The sequence below is a fragment of the Nitrospirota bacterium genome, from assembly GCA_015233895.1.
GTDB lineage: Bacteria > Nitrospirota > Thermodesulfovibrionia > Thermodesulfovibrionales > Magnetobacteriaceae > Magnetomonas.
In genome coordinates, this window is the sequence record JADFXG010000007.1 from 22,468 (window position 1) to 39,161 (window position 16,694).

At 40.0% G+C, this 16,694-nt stretch carries 14 protein-coding genes; 4 read left to right on the forward strand and 10 right to left on the reverse strand.

From position 1 onward, the window contains the following. The first annotated feature begins 1 nt into the window (after position 1). Complete coding sequence (locus HQK88_06885) at positions 2–1,159, forward strand: hypothetical protein (GenBank protein ID MBF0616527.1); 1,158 nt, start codon at positions 2–4, stop codon at positions 1,157–1,159. 204 nt (positions 1,160–1,363) lie between these two features. Here the strand turns inward: HQK88_06885 and HQK88_06890 are convergent, their stop codons facing one another. The 4 genes from HQK88_06890 to HQK88_06905 form a co-directional block, all read right to left on the reverse strand. Next, positions 1,364–1,855, reverse strand: a complete 492-nt coding sequence (locus HQK88_06890; GenBank protein ID MBF0616528.1) for a hypothetical protein — start codon at positions 1,853–1,855, stop codon at positions 1,364–1,366. After that, the gene (locus HQK88_06895; protein ID MBF0616529.1) at positions 1,848–2,561 is read right to left on the reverse strand and encodes a DUF3800 domain-containing protein; all 714 of its coding nucleotides are present in this window, start codon (positions 2,559–2,561) and stop codon (positions 1,848–1,850) included. The genes HQK88_06890 and HQK88_06895 overlap by 8 nt, the downstream gene beginning before the upstream one ends. 100 nt (positions 2,562–2,661) lie before the next feature. After that, positions 2,662–3,375 carry a TIGR02391 family protein gene (locus HQK88_06900; GenBank protein MBF0616530.1) on the reverse strand — a complete coding sequence of 238 codons (714 nt, stop codon included), beginning with the start codon at positions 3,373–3,375 and terminating at the stop codon, positions 2,662–2,664. Then, positions 3,372–3,551 carry a hypothetical protein gene (locus HQK88_06905; GenBank protein MBF0616531.1) on the reverse strand — a complete coding sequence of 60 codons (180 nt, stop codon included), beginning with the start codon at positions 3,549–3,551 and terminating at the stop codon, positions 3,372–3,374. Before HQK88_06905 ends, HQK88_06900 begins: the two co-directional genes overlap by 4 nt. An 80-nt stretch (positions 3,552–3,631) precedes the next feature. Between HQK88_06905 and HQK88_06910 the strand changes: the two genes are divergently transcribed. Both HQK88_06910 and HQK88_06915 read left to right on the forward strand, forming a co-directional pair. Then, positions 3,632–4,780 carry an exonuclease SbcCD subunit D gene (locus HQK88_06910; GenBank protein MBF0616532.1) on the forward strand — a complete coding sequence of 383 codons (1,149 nt, stop codon included), beginning with the start codon at positions 3,632–3,634 and terminating at the stop codon, positions 4,778–4,780. After that, positions 4,777–7,782 carry an SMC family ATPase gene (locus HQK88_06915; protein ID MBF0616533.1) on the forward strand — a complete coding sequence of 1,002 codons (3,006 nt, stop codon included), beginning with the start codon at positions 4,777–4,779 and terminating at the stop codon, positions 7,780–7,782. Before HQK88_06910 ends, HQK88_06915 begins: the two co-directional genes overlap by 4 nt. Before the next feature lie 21 nt (positions 7,783–7,803). Here HQK88_06915 and HQK88_06920 read toward each other — a convergent pair whose 3' ends face one another. From HQK88_06920 to HQK88_06930, 3 genes are all read right to left on the reverse strand, one after another. Further along, positions 7,804–8,979 carry a CHASE2 domain-containing protein gene (locus HQK88_06920; GenBank protein ID MBF0616534.1) on the reverse strand — a complete coding sequence of 392 codons (1,176 nt, stop codon included), beginning with the start codon at positions 8,977–8,979 and terminating at the stop codon, positions 7,804–7,806. 141 nt (positions 8,980–9,120) lie between these two features. Continuing rightward, on the reverse strand, positions 9,121–9,375 hold the full coding sequence (locus HQK88_06925) for a hypothetical protein (GenBank protein ID MBF0616535.1): 255 nt from the start codon (positions 9,373–9,375) through the stop codon (positions 9,121–9,123). Positions 9,376–9,591: 216 nt separating this feature from the next. Then, positions 9,592–10,911: a nucleotide sugar dehydrogenase gene (locus HQK88_06930; GenBank protein ID MBF0616536.1), complete on the reverse strand. Its 1,320-nt coding sequence runs from the start codon at positions 10,909–10,911 to the stop codon at positions 9,592–9,594. A gap of 638 nt (positions 10,912–11,549) precedes the next feature. On the opposite strand from HQK88_06930, the gene HQK88_06935 reads away from it, so the two are divergent. Beyond that, a complete protein-coding gene (locus tag HQK88_06935) occupies positions 11,550–11,750 on the forward strand; it encodes a hypothetical protein (GenBank protein ID MBF0616537.1) in 201 nt (66 codons plus the stop codon). Positions 11,751–11,862: 112 nt separating this feature from the next. On the opposite strand, the gene HQK88_06940 is transcribed toward HQK88_06935, so the two are convergent. The 3 genes from HQK88_06940 to HQK88_06950 all read right to left on the reverse strand — a co-directional run bounded on the left by HQK88_06940 (position 11,863) and on the right by HQK88_06950 (position 16,694). Beyond that, entirely contained in the window at positions 11,863–12,318 is a 456-nt protein-coding gene (locus HQK88_06940; GenBank protein MBF0616538.1) for a GIY-YIG nuclease family protein, read from the reverse strand. 168 nt (positions 12,319–12,486) lie between these two features. After that, positions 12,487–15,585: an efflux RND transporter permease subunit gene (locus tag HQK88_06945; GenBank protein MBF0616539.1), complete on the reverse strand. Its 3,099-nt coding sequence runs from the start codon at positions 15,583–15,585 to the stop codon at positions 12,487–12,489. After that, positions 15,582–16,694 carry an efflux RND transporter periplasmic adaptor subunit gene (locus tag HQK88_06950; GenBank protein ID MBF0616540.1) on the reverse strand — a complete coding sequence of 371 codons (1,113 nt, stop codon included), beginning with the start codon at positions 16,692–16,694 and terminating at the stop codon, positions 15,582–15,584. The genes HQK88_06945 and HQK88_06950 overlap by 4 nt, the downstream gene beginning before the upstream one ends.

Genomic DNA, 16,694 nt, shown 5'->3' on the forward strand with positions numbered 1-16,694 from the left:
TATGGAAGATATAGGCAGACTTAACGAAGCATTCAACAACTTTACAGTTGCCTCTAAGAGTCTTGAGCTTTTGTATGAAAAGCTTAAGGAACGTGTTCATTATCTTACGATAGAGCTTGAGGAAAAAAACAAACAGCTTGAGCAGGCACTCAGCGACACAGAGGAGGCAAAGGACTATCTGAAGGGGATTTTAGAGAGTCTCAGTGAGTCAATTATTGTAACCGATTCAAACGATAGTGTGACGATGTTTAACAGAGCCTCGGTGAATCTTCTCAGGATAGCAGAGTCGGAGGCTATTGGGAAACCGATAGAGAGCCTCGATTTTACGATTGAAACTGAGGGCCCTGATACTTTTTTAAATGTTGAAAACAGCCAATATAATGTACTTGTGTCAAGCTCTACTGTTACTGATTCAGAGGGAGCGGTAAGGGGAAAGGTCTTTTTGCTTCAGGACATCACAAGGCTAAAGGAGCTTGAAACCCAGCACGAAAGAAACAAGCGCTTGATAGCGATGGGTGAGATGGCAGCACAAATTGTGCATGAGATACGGAGTCCGCTTTGCAGTATTGAGCTCTATGCCAGTATGCTTGAAAACGAACTTGGACAAACTCAGCACGCAACCCTTGCCAGAGGGATATCAACCGGCATCAGGAGCCTAAACAACATTCTAACAAACATGCTGTTTTTTGCAAAACCTCAGAAACCGTTATTTGTTGATATTAAAACCTCCTCAGTGATAGACGAATCTCTGGATATGCTTTTGCCATTAATTGAGGCACGGGGGATAACGCTGCAGAGATTTGATGATGGCACCTCACCTTTAGTTAAAGGAGACCTTGAGCTTTTGAAGCAGGTGCTAATGAATATAATCATAAACGCAGTTCATGTAACGCCAGAAAATGGGACGATAAAAATAGCAGAAGCAACAGAAAACAATTTAGCGGTTATTAAAGTAATAGATGAGGGAGAGGGGATAAGCCATCAGAATATAGAGAGAATCTTTGATCCATTTTTCAGCACAAAAGACAGGGGCACAGGATTAGGATTAGCCATAGCGTCAAAAATAATGCTCGTTCATGACGGAGCAATAAAGGTCAAAAGCGAACCCGGCAAAGGCAGCAGTTTTGAGATGAACCTGCCGCTCAGTAGAACGATTTAGATGGCTTAGATTTGTAAAGCCACAATAACAAGTTGCAAATGATTGTATCTTAAGAGTATTAATTCATATTATAAATTTAGCTTATAAATATATAAATATATTTTATTTGCATTTACACACGTTTATCTATTAGCATATAGATAGCCTCATCTACCACGAGTAGAAGGAGATCTTTTGCCGCTCCTAAAAGGGCGGCAAATGCACTTATGTTACTCGTTCATTAAAGCGTTTTCTTAATTTTAGTTTTGTAGCATCTCCTTCGACGTAGTATGCTGTTTTTAAGAAATATATAATGCCTTTTCTTAACTTTCGCTTTTGAAAGATAATCACGTAATCATAGTTTTCAAGCCATATGTATGTATCTATCTTTTGAGAATCTTTATTATCCCAAAACTTTATAGATATATCAGTATAGTTGTCAACGCAAGTGCGGCACCACGGCAATCGCTCTGCCCTCCGCGGGTCAAACTGTCGTTCCCCAGCTTCACGATTGTCTCTCTCTATTAAGTGCCAGAATCCCTCTTCATAATTCTCTCCACTTTTTATTCTTCTATCCCACCACACCATTAATCCACAGAGCTTTAGATTTCCGTATTTAATGTCACTTTCAAATATGGAATACAACGCCTTAAGGACTTCATTCCATTGCCCATCTGTGGACACCATTTGAGGTAACCATTTAGGCTGCTCAGTCATTATTTGCCTCTGAAGCATTCCACCTGAAAAGGTTTACTTTATTCTCTAGGAGCAGGGTCGTTTTTGTCAGGCAATAGTGTGAGCGTTCTTTTATTCTCTGAATTATTGCCTCTTTTGCCGAGTTCCCTGATAGCCCTCGATTCAGGTATGAAATTGCACCAGTCAAAAGGTCGGTTAATTGAAGTACTTCGACTTCATGTGACCTTACCAATTGTATAAAATCTATAATAGTTTTAGAAAAGTCATATCTGTTATTGCTGAGAACCTCATGAAGCTTCTTGACTCTTTTACCACCTCTTGTATCCTTAATATCAAGGTAAATTCTATAAGTGTGCTCCGGGCTTATAATTACTTTGAGCATGTCGAAGTACATTTTATAATACCACTCATCATGAGTTTGTCCGTGTTTTAAATGGTCAAGTTTAGATTTATCAGGAACAATCAACGCTCTAAAGTGCAGATCATTATCATCGAAAAAGTAATCAACCAACCCTAAATAAAAAGCTTTCTTTGCAGGGGAAACCTTTGTCCATTTAATCTCAAAATCTTTACTTATTCCATGTTCAATTTTCTTCTCACGAATTCTTACTGATATTTCGCTTGCTTTATCTCGTTTGCACCAAATCGCACCTAAAACCATTGCTTTCTGTTGGTCATGCTCTAAATGACAGCTTTCATCGCAATATATGTTGTATAACTCACTCATACTTTTCTGCATCCTCAAGTTTAATTTCTATCTTTTCCACAGCGATATTAGCAAGTTGCCATTAAGCGTATCTTCAGAGAATGTATTCATATCAAAAAGTTTATTTACAATATATAGCGTTATCAAGTTGTTTTAAAAGATAAGAAATTAGACTTAGTATATCCAAACAGTCCTCATTATTCATATTCCAGTCTATAGCAGGCTCATGCGCTTGAGGATTGCGAATAGCTCTCATAAGACCGGCGGAAAGATGCATAATCCCTTCTTGTACGTTTATATCTGTATCAGACTCACATCTTGTGAACTTTAGTACACCATTTTTATTCAAAGCAGACATCATTAATTCGCTTCCATCTTTATTACTTTGAGACTTTTCTTTAACAAGTTTGTTATATACTTTACTTGCCTCAAAAACAGCATGAAAATAGTGTCCGTCATTAAATAGACGCTCACAGTTTATATTTATCTCGCTATGATAATTTCTTGAAACGAAATCGTTTAAGTTCGTGTCATAAGAAACTTCTACTACATCTTCATTTAAATACTCATAAATATCATTCATATCTGTGTTTGGTGTTATCTCTTTTATAAATTTATATAATAATTCGTTTATTTTAGATTCTTCCATGTTCTGTTTTGCAAGCGTTAAAATCCAGTCATATATTAACTTAGCCGTTTCAGATGTTATGAAGTCGTTAGGAAAAGATTCTTTCTGGAAAGGAAATAAAGCATTAGCAATCATACCTATATAATTTATTTCTATATTATTCCAATGCCAATGCCCTATATTGGTAGCTATCAGCCTATAATTCATGTTGGATTCACCTTTATATCAAGCTCTGAAACATCAATCTCCCTGTCTATCAGTTTGGGCAGAAGCAGTTCACGGTATCGTGGAGGGTGGTCAACAATTTTTATAGCTTGTTCTTGATACCATTTCCTGTTGCCATAAGAATTATGTATTATAGGTTCATATATAAGGTTTGTCAATCATATTTTTTTATTAGCAATACCAAAAAAGCTTGTCTTTTTTGTCAGAGAAATGATAAAAACAACTGGGCCTCACCACTATGAGATTCATACACACATCGGACTGGCATTTGGGCAGGTTTTTCTTTGGTTTGCATCTAACTGCTGATCAGGAATATCTGCTAAAAGAACAATTTATACCGCTCATTAAAGACACAAAGCCTGATATCTTGTTAATCTCAGGTGATCTGTATGACCGCGGGGTGCCGCCTTTAGAGGCTGTTGCTCTCTTAGATGAGGTTCTTTATAAAATCATAGCAGAGCTGAAAGTTCCGGTAGTTATTATATCAGGTAACCACGACAGCGGAGAGCGCCTTGCTTTTGCCTCTCGGTTTTTATCGGAACAAAAACTGTTTGTTTTTGGCGGGTTTAATCCTGATATTGACTCAGTAACCATATCAGACTCTTACGGCGCTATTAATATCTACCCGCTGCCATACACCGAACCGGTTACTGTAAGGGATGCCCTTAGTGACAAAAACATCACCGACCACAATAGCGCCGTCTCCGAAGTGTTAAACATTATAAAACGAAAACACCCCTCTACAAACAGAGCAATCGTGATGGCACACGTTTTCACAATCGGTGGAGAGACTTGTGAATCGGAAAGACCCCTGTCATCCTCCTCATTTGCTGGCGGTATAGATACTGTTAACACATCCCTCTTTAACGCTTTTCATTATACTGCACTAGGACATTTGCACAGAGCACAGACCATTGGCAGCAATAAGGTCAGATACTCAGGCTCACTGATGAAATATTCCTTTTCAGAGGCAAACCATGTAAAATCCGTGGAACTCGTGGATATGGACAGAGACGGTAACTGTACATCGGAACGAATTCCTCTCACTCCAAAAAGAGACCTCAGGCAAATTACCGGATTTCTCAAAGACATTCTTAGTAATGAAAACCGGTCGGATGACTACCTTGAGGTTACGCTCCTTGATGAGGGAGCTCTGCTTAATCCCATGGAGAAATTAAGGGAGAAATATCCAAATGTGCTTAAAATAGAACGTCCGATGCTTATGAGGGCTGACTCTAAATTTTCAAATAATCGGGATCACAAAAAAGCAACAAAATCAGAGCTTTTTAGTTGCTTCTTTAAAGAAGTGGAGAATAAAGATTTAAACGATGAACAAAAAATTGTCTTTAACGAAATATTGGATAACATCAACAAGGACAACCAGTGAAACCGTTAAAATTAATAATAGAAGGCTTTGGTCCATACGTAAATAAGCAGGTTATTGATTTCACTGTTTTAGGAAACAGAACACTGTTTCTGATTCACGGTAACACAGGCTCAGGCAAGTCCACGATATTGGACGCTATATGCTTTGCCCTTTACGGAGAAACCTCAGGCAATGAAAGAACCGGCACTCAGATGAGAAGTAATTTTGCAGACGGCAGCGTTCCTACTGAAGTTACTTTTGAATTCACTGTGGGCAGTGAAAGCTACCGCATTACCAGAAACCCTGCCTATGGTAAAAAATTGGTAGGAGCAGCACTATGGAAAATCACCGATTACAATAATCCTGAGTTGATGGCAAACAAAAAAACGCTGGCTGATGAAAAGATGATTACACTGCTTGGGTTTAATGCCGAGACATTTCGTCAGGTGGTTGTGCTTCCTCAGGGCAAGTTCAGAGAGCTTCTTATGTCGCCTGTGAAAGAACGTCAAAAAATCCTTGAGGTTCTCTTTAAAACCGAGGAGTACAGATTAATTGAGGAGGCGTTAAAAGAGGCTGCTAAAGACATAAAATCTAAAGCGGAACATGAGCTTATCAAAAGACGTGAGATACTTAACGAAAGCGATTGTTCATCATTTGAAGACCTGAGTTTTAAGTATGATGAGTATGGTAAGTGTATCGCAAAATATGAAGTGATTGTTAAAGATTCACAGGAAAAGTCCGAGTCGGCAAGGAATTTATTGGAGAGAGTTAGAAGAGATAATGAAAAACTAAAGGAGCAGGAAAACGCAGAGGAGGCTTTAAAATCCCTTCAGCATCGGGAGGATGAGTTTAAACAAAAACAGGTTAAGCTCATAAATGCCCGTAAGGCGCTTCCACTTACTGAGGTGGAACACTCTCTCAATGAGAGGCTTAAAGAATTTGAAAAAGCGGTTAAAGAACACGAAAACGCAGCGAGGGAGTTTACGGAGGCTGATGTTATGAAAAAAGCAGCAGAGGAATCATTGAACAGTGAGTTGGCAGGGGAGGGTGAGCGTCTTAAGGCTCAGGAAACACTTTCTTCATTAACTGGTTTTAAAGAGAAGGTCAAAGATATTGAAATCACAAAGAAAGAAATCATCCTACTAGAGACTACCCGAAAGAAACTTTCTGAAAAAATAGTTAACACTAAGGTGCGATACGAAAATCTTAAAAACGAATTGACACAATATCAAAGCGAACTGGTAAACGTGTCAGCCATAGCATCGCAAAAAGAGCTTTTAGAAAGGGAACTTGCAACTCTTCAACAAAAACATCAACAGAGTATTCAGCTGGATAAATTAAAAAATGAATTTTCTCTTACTCAAAATACATTAAAACAAAAACAGGATCACTATGAAAATCTGCAATTAAACCTCAAACAAGCAAAAGAAAAACTTGATTCCCTTAATACGCTTTGGATAGATGGCCAGGCTGCTTTTCTTGCTGAATCATTAACTGCCGGTAAACCGTGTCCGGTCTGTGGAGCCACTGAGCATCCTGCTCCTGCCGCTAAAACAAATGAAATCCCGACAGAAATGAATTTAAAAGTCCAAAAGGAGACGATTGAACAACTCGAAAAGATAAATAGCAACACACTTAAGGAAAAATCCGAAGTTGAAAGCACGCTTGCAGTGCTAAGGTCAAACATAGAATCCCTTGAGGGCGCTCTTACTGATGGAGGAGACACAGCCGCCGCAGTAACTCTGGCACAGGGAAAACTCAAGTCGGCTACAGATGCAGGAGTAAGATTTGAAACTATACGCAAAACTCTCGATACCTTAGAAAAGAAGGTGGCAGAGCTGCAAAAGGAACTCGAAAGCAGCGATACTGAATTAAAGGTAGTAATAGAAAACGAATCAAAAGCGAGGTCTAAGGCAGAGGTTATAGAAAAAGATGTCAGTGAGGAATTTCGTACGGAGACAGCTCTTTTAAAAGCCATAGAGCAAGAGCAGGCGATTATTTTAAAACTTAAAGAAAATCTTGAAAAAGCCCGTGCTAATGAAAGTGCAGCAAGCGCAAATTTTGCAGCTAAAACAGAATCGCTAAAAAACATAAAGGAACACTTGCAGCTTTCATCAGAACGTAAAGAACAACTTCACATTCAGTTTCAGAGCAAACTAAAAGAAGCTGGATTTAACGATATTGCTGAGTTTCAAAACTCTAAAATATCGTCTAAAGGAATTGAAACTTTGGAGCTTGAAATCACTGACTTTTTTGCATCCATGCAGACAGCCAAAGACAGGGTAGGGCGTGCTCAGGTTGCTGCACGGGGATTGTCATTATCAGATATAAAAATATTTGAGGATGCTTATGAAGCATCAAAAGCTGAACTCGAAACACATCTCAAAATTTATTTTGATTTAAAAAACACTCACACTAATATTGGCAATTATCTTACAAAATTAGAAAAAACAGAAAAAGAAATCTCATCGCTTGAAACAACATACAGTAATCTTGGGTATATATCTGATGTGGCAAACGGTAAAAATGCCTACAACATAACGTTTCAGCGATTTGTACTTGCCTCGGTGCTGGACGATTGCCTGTTGGTAGCCTCAAAACGGCTTCAGATGATGAGCAGGGGCAGGTACACTTTGGAACGGGCTGTTTCAGCTAAGACCGGTCGTGCTGCCGGAGGGCTTGACCTTGAGGTCTATGACTCATACACTGGGATAAGCCGTCAGGTATCAACGCTTTCCGGCGGGGAGAGTTTTTTAGCTTCGCTTTCAATGGCGCTGGGGCTTTCTGACGTAGTGCAGTCGTATTCGGGAGGAATTCACCTTGAGACTATTTTTGTGGATGAGGGTTTTGGAAATTTGGATCCTGAATCCCTCGATTTGGCTCTCAAAGCACTGGTTGATCTACAGGAAGCCGGTAAACTTGTTGGCATTATATCCCATATTCCTGAACTCAAAGAGCGGATTGACGCCCGCCTTGAAGTTACTTTTAACGGCAAAGGCAGTTCTACTCGTTTTATTGTATAATATTAGCATTCTATCTGACTGCTAATTGGTATAAGTCGGTTTTAAGGTGTTTGTATAAACTATAACGATTAAATGTGTAATGAGAAGGGCAAACAAAAAAGGCGCAAAATACATGTATAACAAGTAATGATAAAACAGCATATCCGTTACAAGCTTTATCACTATTATGGAAAAAATTGTTGCAAAAAAAGCCGGTAGTCTTTTTAAAGTTAACGTTATTAAGGAAATTACAAAAGCCGCTAAAAATGTTAGTGCTTTCTGATATTTTTCCTCTACCGGTGTGATGAAATTTCCGTTAAGCAGCATATCTATGGTATAGGCGAGAATGTACGTGCCTGGTGTCTTTTTTGAGATTGGAGTTGAGTGTATATCGCCTAACGGCTGTGCAGTTGCCGCTATTAGCACTATTTTATCTTTAAAAACTGCCGGCTCTGTTTCCTTAACCCTCCAAAAGGGTATCGAAGGAAATTTCTTGTTGGTATAGTTAATAAATGTATAATAAGATAAAAAATTTTTGTAAAACGAAGGGATAGCTATGTTGCCAAGCTTACAGTGTCTTATACCAGATGAAAAAATATCAAATTCAGGGTCTCCATACGGATCATAATCTTTGCCTCCAAGATATCTGCTTACTACAGCAACAGGAAATGGCAGATAGTATTTATCTTTAAAAGTATCGGTATTCACATCTGTAGCAATTTCCTCGTTATTATGCGAATAATATGTTATTTTTATGTTTGCAAAGGTAACGTTATCATTGTTTCTATGAGCTGTTTTATGGTTAACCTGGTTTAATAGTAACCTTTCTAATTCATCTTTTTCATAGGCAAATACGACGTTAGTGTTTGCATTTTCAAGTATCTTAATAAGTTTGATATCGTCTTTAAGGTCTCTAATCTTATAGAAAAAAATATCTATGCCCAGGACTTTTGGTTTCCCTTCAAGAATCCTTGATATGACTTCGCTATATAAAGAACGCTTATAGGGCAAATAACCATATCTCTTAACAGTTTCGTCATCTATTTCAACAATTAGTATCGGAGTCGTGCTCTTACTTTTAGTTGGAAACCGCCTGCCATACAGGTAATCGTCTATAATGGGAAGATATTCTCTGATTATAAATGAAATATCGGTTACAAAATATGCTATTAAAAAAGATAGCAGGAAAGAATATATATATCTTAAAGGAATTATCATTATCTGTATATAATGTTATCATATTTTTTTACATTTAATATAGGAGCAACCTAAAAGATTGCTCCTATATAAGAAGGTTAATTAATTTCCATCACTCTGCAATCATATAGTTCTAACAAATAACACTTAACCAAATGAATATTATCCTCTTGGACCGGTGACAGGGTTCGGAGGGTGTATTTCAAAATGGTCATTAGATTTAATAGTAGGTTTATTTTTAATAATCTCTTTCACCTTTTCTAACACTTTCTTTTTCTGTTCAGGTGTAAGATTATCAAATAAACTTTTTGGAATTGGCAGCCCTTCTGAAGAATTAGTGCTATTATCGCTGCTTTTAGTGCTTCCATTGAATTTGCCTGTTTTTGGATCTTGAATATAATTGTCTCCTTTTCCCATAAAATCCTCCTTTTTCTTTTATTTAAGCTTTATTTCTCATATGATTGTGTAAAAACGGATAAAGATGTCTAAATTAATTAAGAACTATGCTTAAACTCTATCGCTTACAAAAATCGAAACTACTTGTCTTTTTGTGAAAAGAAGTGCATAACTTAGAGACAGCAAACAGTTTTACTTAGGGAGAATACAAAAGCTACAGCAGTACGATACCCAGCATCACGCCCGAATTACATTTCCTCTGACGTTTAGATCATTTTTGATTAAATTTCTTGTATCAACGATAAGTTTAGAGTGCTCAACTATTTGTTTTGCGTCATATGAGCTGTGGTCGGTGGCTATCACCACACAGTCAAAGCTGTTCAGGGTTTCGGCAGTCAAAGATACCGATTCCTTTTCAATTTTGTACTTTCTTGTCTTGCCCACCTTTGGAATATATGGGTCATTGTAGCTAACCTGCGCCCCTTTTGATTCAAAAAGCTCCATCAGTTTTAAGGAGGGTGATTCCCTGAGGTCATCCACATTTTTCTTATAGGCCATGCCAAGAATGAGTATCCGTGCACCTTGAATGGTCTTACCATGCTGTCCAAGCGCCTCAACTGTCTTTTGCACCACATAGTAGGGCATCTGAGTGTTTATCTCACCTGCCAGCTCTATGAATTTTGTAGTAACATCGTACTCACGCGCTTTCCATGTTAAATAAAACGGATCAATGGGAATACAATGTCCACCAAGTCCTGGGCCAGGATAAAACGGCTGAAATCCAAACGGCTTTGTTTTGGCTGACTCTATAACCTCCCATATGTCTATCCCCATGCGGTCAAACAACATTTTTAGTTCGTTCACAAGGGCTATGTTTACAGCTCTATAGATGTTTTCCAGAAGTTTTGACGCCTCTGCCACTTTGGTTGAAGAGACCGGCACAGTGCTGACCACTATCGTATCATAGAGCGCCCGTGTCACCTCTAAACAACGGCTTGTAAAACCTCCCACAACCTTTGGAATTGTAGATGTGGAGTGAGTCTCATTGTTTGGATCCTCACGCTCCGGTGAGTACGCTAAATAAAAATCCTCACCGGCTTTTAATCCGGATTTTTCAAGAATCGCTCTCATATCCTCATCAGTTGTGCCGGGATAAGTTGTTGATTCAAGCACTATCAGTTGACCCCTTCTTAGCTCTTTGCTAATTGCCTCAGATGTCTTAAACACGTAGGTCAAATCCGGCTCCCTATACTTATTAAGCGGGGTCGGTACGCAGATTAAAATGCAGTCCATCTGGTTAAGGAGCGAAAAATCCGTACTTGGTGAGAAATTAGGCAAAATCTCAGAAATCTTTTGCTCAGGAATGTGCTTTATGTAACTTTTTCCAGCTTTAAGAAGCGCCACCTTATTGGGGTCAATATCAAATCCGGTTACTTTAAAACCAGCCCGGCAAAACTCTGCCACAAGCGGCAGTCCCACATACCCAAGGCCGATTATTCCAACTTTCGCCTCTCTTGTCTTTATCTTTTCAATTAATTCCATTTGAATCTCAATCAGCAAACGATATTATAGCATAATCAAAATGATTATTTGACAACAAATGGGAAAAGTTAAAATAATTGGAAGAGTAGGGTAGGGGGAAGAGATAAGAATAAGGGAAAGGGCGTTGCCCTCTCCCTTAAACCCTCTCCTACAAGGAGGCCAGCCTCCTTGACCTCAGGTTTGTTAGCAACGATTGGTTGATTATGTTTAATGTTTTGTTGGTGTGTTTGTGGGTAGAGAGTTTTTTAACCGGCGTTCCGCCGCTTAAAAAGCTTCAATGAGAGCTCCGCCCGCACAACTGACGAAAAGATTAAAAGATTTATCGTTTTGCGATTAACTATAGTATTCGCATTTATACCGAGTTGCTGCCAAAAAGGTAATATAATGGTGGAGAAAAAGGACTGGATCCCGCAACAAGTGCGGGATGACAAAGGGGTGGTGCGGGATGACAAAGGAGGCTGGGGTTACTTTCTTGTCATTCTGTCCCTTTCTTGTCATTCCTGCGAAGGCAGGAATCCAGGTCTTTTATTTATATCTTTGAACGTAACTCGGTATTATTGCCACTTATTGATGTGATACGTTATTATACTATATGTATGGCGATATAATCATTTTATTAAAAGTGTTTTAATTTATTAAAAAAAGGGGAGCCTGTGAGCATTTCAGTTTATGAGTCAAAACTTAAAGAGATTATGAGAGAGGTTATCAGGGAGGAGTTCATCAATTTGTCTGTCAACCTTCTTCCCTTTGTTTCAGATGAGGAAATGGAGGAAATTAACCAATGCCATGATAGTGAGGACTTAAACGAAAATACTAATGATTTTATTGATATGACTGAATGGCTTGGACGTTAGAAATTAAGAGTAAAGCTGTTAAATTCATTAAGGCACAAAAGAGTGAAACACAACACAAATTAAAGCAAGCGCTAAATACTCTGATTGATCACCTTAATTGTGGCATACTACTTTAAAATATACGTTTCCAACGCTTAAATGCCTTTATGTCGGCGGAGCTTAAATCAAACCATTCTCCACCCTTCCTTTTCGATTCAAAACGTTTGTGCCAGTATGTTTCAATTCCGCTTGGGTCATCTGTTTTTATTGAATAAATCATATCAAGTTTTTCAGGTAATTGAATTCTTAATTCGTTTCCGCGTCTAACAGTATCCTTAGTCCTTCCAATCTTGTAATAACGACCAGATTTAAAAAGATAAACTTCACCTGAAACTTGACTGGTGTCTGAATCGTAAGAGTCTTTTTCTTTATCAGAATTTCCAATAATCTCTTTGCATAGCTCCACAATATCATCATATTCCTTCTTTGCAGCATATTCAGATAGTTTTGTGAGAGCATCTTTTTTGAACAATCTTTCCATAGTCTTAGGATTTGGAAAATCATGTTCATTGTGTTTTTTTACACTCAAATCTCCTCGGGTCGGAAAGCGACCAAGTTCCCGCGTAACTGAAATAAATTTCTCACAAATAAATTCTTCATCATAAGCGGAATTGAGAGTATTTGGCGAAAAACCGGCTTCGAGAAGAGCATCATTCCCCTTGCGGGTGGGATTTAAAGGGAGGGCAGAGCCATCCCTTTAGAATTTCTTAGAATTACCTTTTCTCATTATTTTCATTTGGATATCGTCAAAGAGGTCATAAGCGGAGGGTACGACTAAGAGTGTCAGAAACAAAGAAGTGATAAGGCCGCCGATTGTGGCTACGGCCATTGGGGCGCGTGTCTCTGAGCCGTCGCCAAGGGCAAGCGCTATTGGCATCATTCCAAAAATCATCGCAAAGGTTGTCATAAGTATCGGGCGCAGTCTTACCGGGCCTGCCTCAATCAGTGCCTCACGCCGGCTCATTCCACGCGCTCTCAGCGTGTTTGTGTAATTAACAAGTAAAATCGAATTTTTCTTAACAAGTCCCATTAGAAGTATCAGCCCTATGAAGCTAAATATGTTAAGCGTCATACCAGTAATCAAAAGAGCGCCAAATGCCCCGATAAATGAAAACGGCATCGCAAGCAGCACCGTCACAGGATGAATAAAACTCTCAAACTGCGCCGCTAATATCATGTAGGCCATAAAAATGCCCAGAAAGATTGCAAATGTCAGATAATAAAACGACTCTCCCATCGTATCGCCCATGCCTTTAAAGATTCCCGAATAGCCCTGAGGCAAAATCCCCTCTGCTATCCCGCGGAGGTCCCCCATGGCCTCTCCAAGCGGCTTTTTCTCAAGGTTTGCAAATAATAGTACTGCCCGCTGCCTGTCCACACGGTTTATGACCGAAGGGCCTCCGGCCTCCACAGTCGTTACCACGGTTGAAAGCTCAATCAGCCGCCCATCCTTTGCCCTTACGTAAATCCCTCCGATGTCGCCGGATTTAGTCCTGTCTTCAGGATTAAGCCTCACCCGGACATCGTAACGCCTGCCTCTAACAGTATCCTTATACTTTGATACATCCACCTCGCCGCCAATTAGCAGGTTAATCGCCTCGGCAATTGTCGCTATATCAATACCAAGATCTGCTGCACGGTCTCTGTCAACATAAACCCGCACCTCAGGTTTGCCAGGTTCCATTGAAGTGTCAACGTCCACTATGCCGGGAATTTTAGAAAACTTTTCCATAATGTCTTTTGAGTACCCCTCAAGTGCGGATAAATCAGGGCCCCGGATATTGTATTGAATCGGAGTGTTTCTCTGCCCTCCGCCTACTATTGATACATCCTCTACCGTTGCTTTTAGCCCCGGCACCTGAGATTTCAAGAGTTTTCTCACCTCAGACTTTATCTTCTCCTGGGACTTCGAGCGTTCCCTCTTGTTTGTCAACGTGATAAACACTGAGGCTTTATTTATCTCTCCGGTTTGTCCAAAACCGAGGGCATAAAACACCGTCTGAACTCCGGCTTGTGCCCGGATTATATCCTCTGCCTTCCTAAACATGTTGTCAACCTCACTGACCGAATAATCCACCGGCGCCTGAAGCCTTACTATAAAGCGCGCCTGGTCCTCCGGAGGAAGCATCTCTTTCCCAATAAATCTCACCATAAATATGCTAAACACAAATATAGCAAAACCAAACGCAAGGATTTTTAATCGGTGTTCAAGCGAGTATTTTAGTAAACCTCTGTAAACTCCTTCGAGTTTCAGGTAATGGCTGTTAAACCAATAGTAAAAACGCTTATAGCCGGATGGTTTCTTGCTGCTGTCAGAGTCAGCCTCAGCTTTAAGAAACCGTGAGGCAAGCATCGGCGTAAGCGTAAAAGATACAAACATTGACATCAATACGGCAAAGACAACAGTCAGAGCAAACTGGACAAAGAATCGTCCTACAAGTCCTTTCATGAATGCTACCGGCAGAAATATTGCCACAATTGCAAGGGTTGTAGCCATGACGGCAAGTCCGATTTCGTCGGTGCCAAATGATGCCGCCTCTTTAGGAGGCATCCCAAGTTTCATATGCCGGTGGATATTTTCTATCACTATTATGGCATCATCCACTAAAATTCCTATTGAAAGGGAAAGCGCAAGCATACTCATATTGTTAAAAGTGAAATCTAAAAAGTGCATCATAGCAAAAGTTGACACAATGCTTGTGGGAATGGCAAGAGCGCTGATTAATGTGACACGCATACTGCCAAGAAAAATCAGGACGGCAATGGAGGCAAAAATCCCTCCGTAAATCAAATGATGCATGACCTCGTTTATGGAGCGTTTTATAAATATGGACTGGTCAAAGCTGACTCCTATACTAAGCCCCGGAGGAAGCGTTTTTTCGATTGTTTCAAGTTCCTTCTTCACTCTGTCAACAACATCTGCGGTGTTGGTTCCGGATTGCTTTTGAATACCAAGTCCTATGGCTGTCTCTCCGTTAAACCTCGCTATTGAGCGGCTCTCTGCCATATCATCGAGCGCTCGCCCAACATCTTTCAGACGCACCGCTTTACCATCCTTATAGGTGATGATGAGATTATTAAATTCCTCAGGTGATGTAAACTCTCCCTTTATTTTTACAGTAAATTCCTTAGTGGTACTTTCGATTCTACCGCCGGGAAGTTCTATATTTCCTGCCCTGAGAGCATTAACTACGTCGCTCCCTGTCAGACTATACGCCTTAAGCCGTTCTTTATCAAGCCATATTCGCACCTGTCTCAGTCTTAGCCCCGTAGTTTGAATTGCGCCTACGCCGGGAATTTTCTGTAATGCCTCTTTTAGCGTTTCATTTGCATAGGTTGAAATCTCACGAACCGACTTTTTGCCTGTAAGAGCTAACCACAGTACCGGTGCGCTATCCATATCTACTTTTGCCACCACCGGTTCATAAATGTCCCTTGGCAGCGCTGCCCGTATCGCCGAGATTTTTTCTCTTACGTCTTGTGCGGCAAGATCGATGTTTCTATCCAACACAAATTCCACTATGATGGTTGAGACCCCCTCGGTGCTTATGGAGGTGATGGATTTAACACCGTTTATGGTGTTTATGCTTTCCTCAATCTTGTCTGTAACGTCAATGTCTATTACTTCGGGGCTTGCACCGGGAAGCATTGTGGTTAAACTAATTATGGGAAAGTCAACTTTCGGAAATAAATCCACTCCGATTGATGGATAGCTGACAACACCCAGAAGTACGAGAGAGAGAATCATCATAGTGGCAAAGACGGGACGTTTTATTGAAATATCGGGTAGTTTCATCTGTGGTTCTTATCAATAACTTTAACTGCCGCGCCGTCAAACAGGGTTTGCTGTCCGACTGTAACAACCTGTTCACCAGCCTTTAAGCCCGCGTAAATCACGGTCAGATCTGTGCCGTCTAAACTAAAACTCTGGCCAATTGAAACCTGCCGGTGTTTTGCCGTGGTTCCCTCAACTACAAACACTTTGGCTTTTTCGCCTTCATGTATTAATGATGTTGAGGGTACAGTCAGAACATCACCGGGCCTTGCCGCATATAGTGTTACTTTTGCAAAATATCCGGCTTTAAGAGCGCCATCAGGATTATCAATAACCGCTTCAATTTTTAGCATTCGGGTTTTGTCATCAAGAGCCGGGTAAACCATAGTTACTTTTGCATTGAACTTTTTGGTTGTTATAGCATCAACCGAAAATTCCACATCGTTGCCGGGTTTAATTATAGCAGAGTTTTTTTCATTGATGTTAAAGTAGAGCTTTAGTTTAGAGGTTTGAATAATGCTAAACATTGGAGCGCCGTATTTTACAAAATCACCGGCTGAGATTTTTTTCAGTTCAATTGCTCCGGTAATCGGGCTTACCGGTTTGGTTTTAGTGAATTTTACTCTGGCAAGCTCAGACGCTGCCGCCATTCTTTCTGCCTCAGCCTGAGCGATTGCCTTTCTGGTTGAAACATCGTCAAACTGTTGTTTGGTAACAAGCTCCTCATCATAGAGGGCTTTCTTTCGTTCAAATTCCAAATTTGTGTTAGAGAGTGTGGCTTGTGCTTGTTTATAGGCCTGTTGTGCCCGTGAAAGTTCCAGTGAATAGTCTTTGGTATCAATAAGAGCAAGAGGAGCGCCCTTTTTAACTTTCTCACCCTCGTTTACATAGAGCTGCTTAATGAGCCCGTCTGCCTCACTGCTTACCGTTATCCGTTCAAAGGGCTCAAGAGTGCCGGTTGTCTCGATAAACGGTTTTAAAAATACTGTTTTAACTACAGCCACCTGTACGTTTATTGTCTTTTCCTCTTTGCCTGTGGCTTCTGGTTTGCTGCAGCCGTATAGAACGATTAAAATAAGGAGGATAAGCAAAGTTGCCGGTATTTTTTTCATAATCTGCGTGTTTTGCAT

Coding starts and splice junctions, on each gene's coding strand:
- HQK88_06885 (MBF0616527.1), top strand. CDS start 2: ATGGAAGATATAGGCAGACTTAACGAAGCATTCAACAACTTTACAGTT.
- HQK88_06890 (MBF0616528.1), bottom strand. CDS start 1,855: ATGACTGAGCAGCCTAAATGGTTACCTCAAATGGTGTCCACAGATGGG.
- HQK88_06895 (MBF0616529.1), bottom strand. CDS start 2,561: ATGAGTGAGTTATACAACATATATTGCGATGAAAGCTGTCATTTAGAG.
- HQK88_06900 (MBF0616530.1), bottom strand. CDS start 3,375: ATGAATTATAGGCTGATAGCTACCAATATAGGGCATTGGCATTGGAAT.
- HQK88_06910 (MBF0616532.1), top strand. CDS start 3,632: ATGAGATTCATACACACATCGGACTGGCATTTGGGCAGGTTTTTCTTT.
- HQK88_06920 (MBF0616534.1), bottom strand. CDS start 8,979: ATGATAATTCCTTTAAGATATATATATTCTTTCCTGCTATCTTTTTTA.
- HQK88_06925 (MBF0616535.1), bottom strand. CDS start 9,375: ATGGGAAAAGGAGACAATTATATTCAAGATCCAAAAACAGGCAAATTC.
- HQK88_06945 (MBF0616539.1), bottom strand. CDS start 15,585: ATGAAACTACCCGATATTTCAATAAAACGTCCCGTCTTTGCCACTATG.
- HQK88_06950 (MBF0616540.1), bottom strand. CDS start 16,694: ATGCAAAACACGCAGATTATGAAAAAAATACCGGCAACTTTGCTTATC.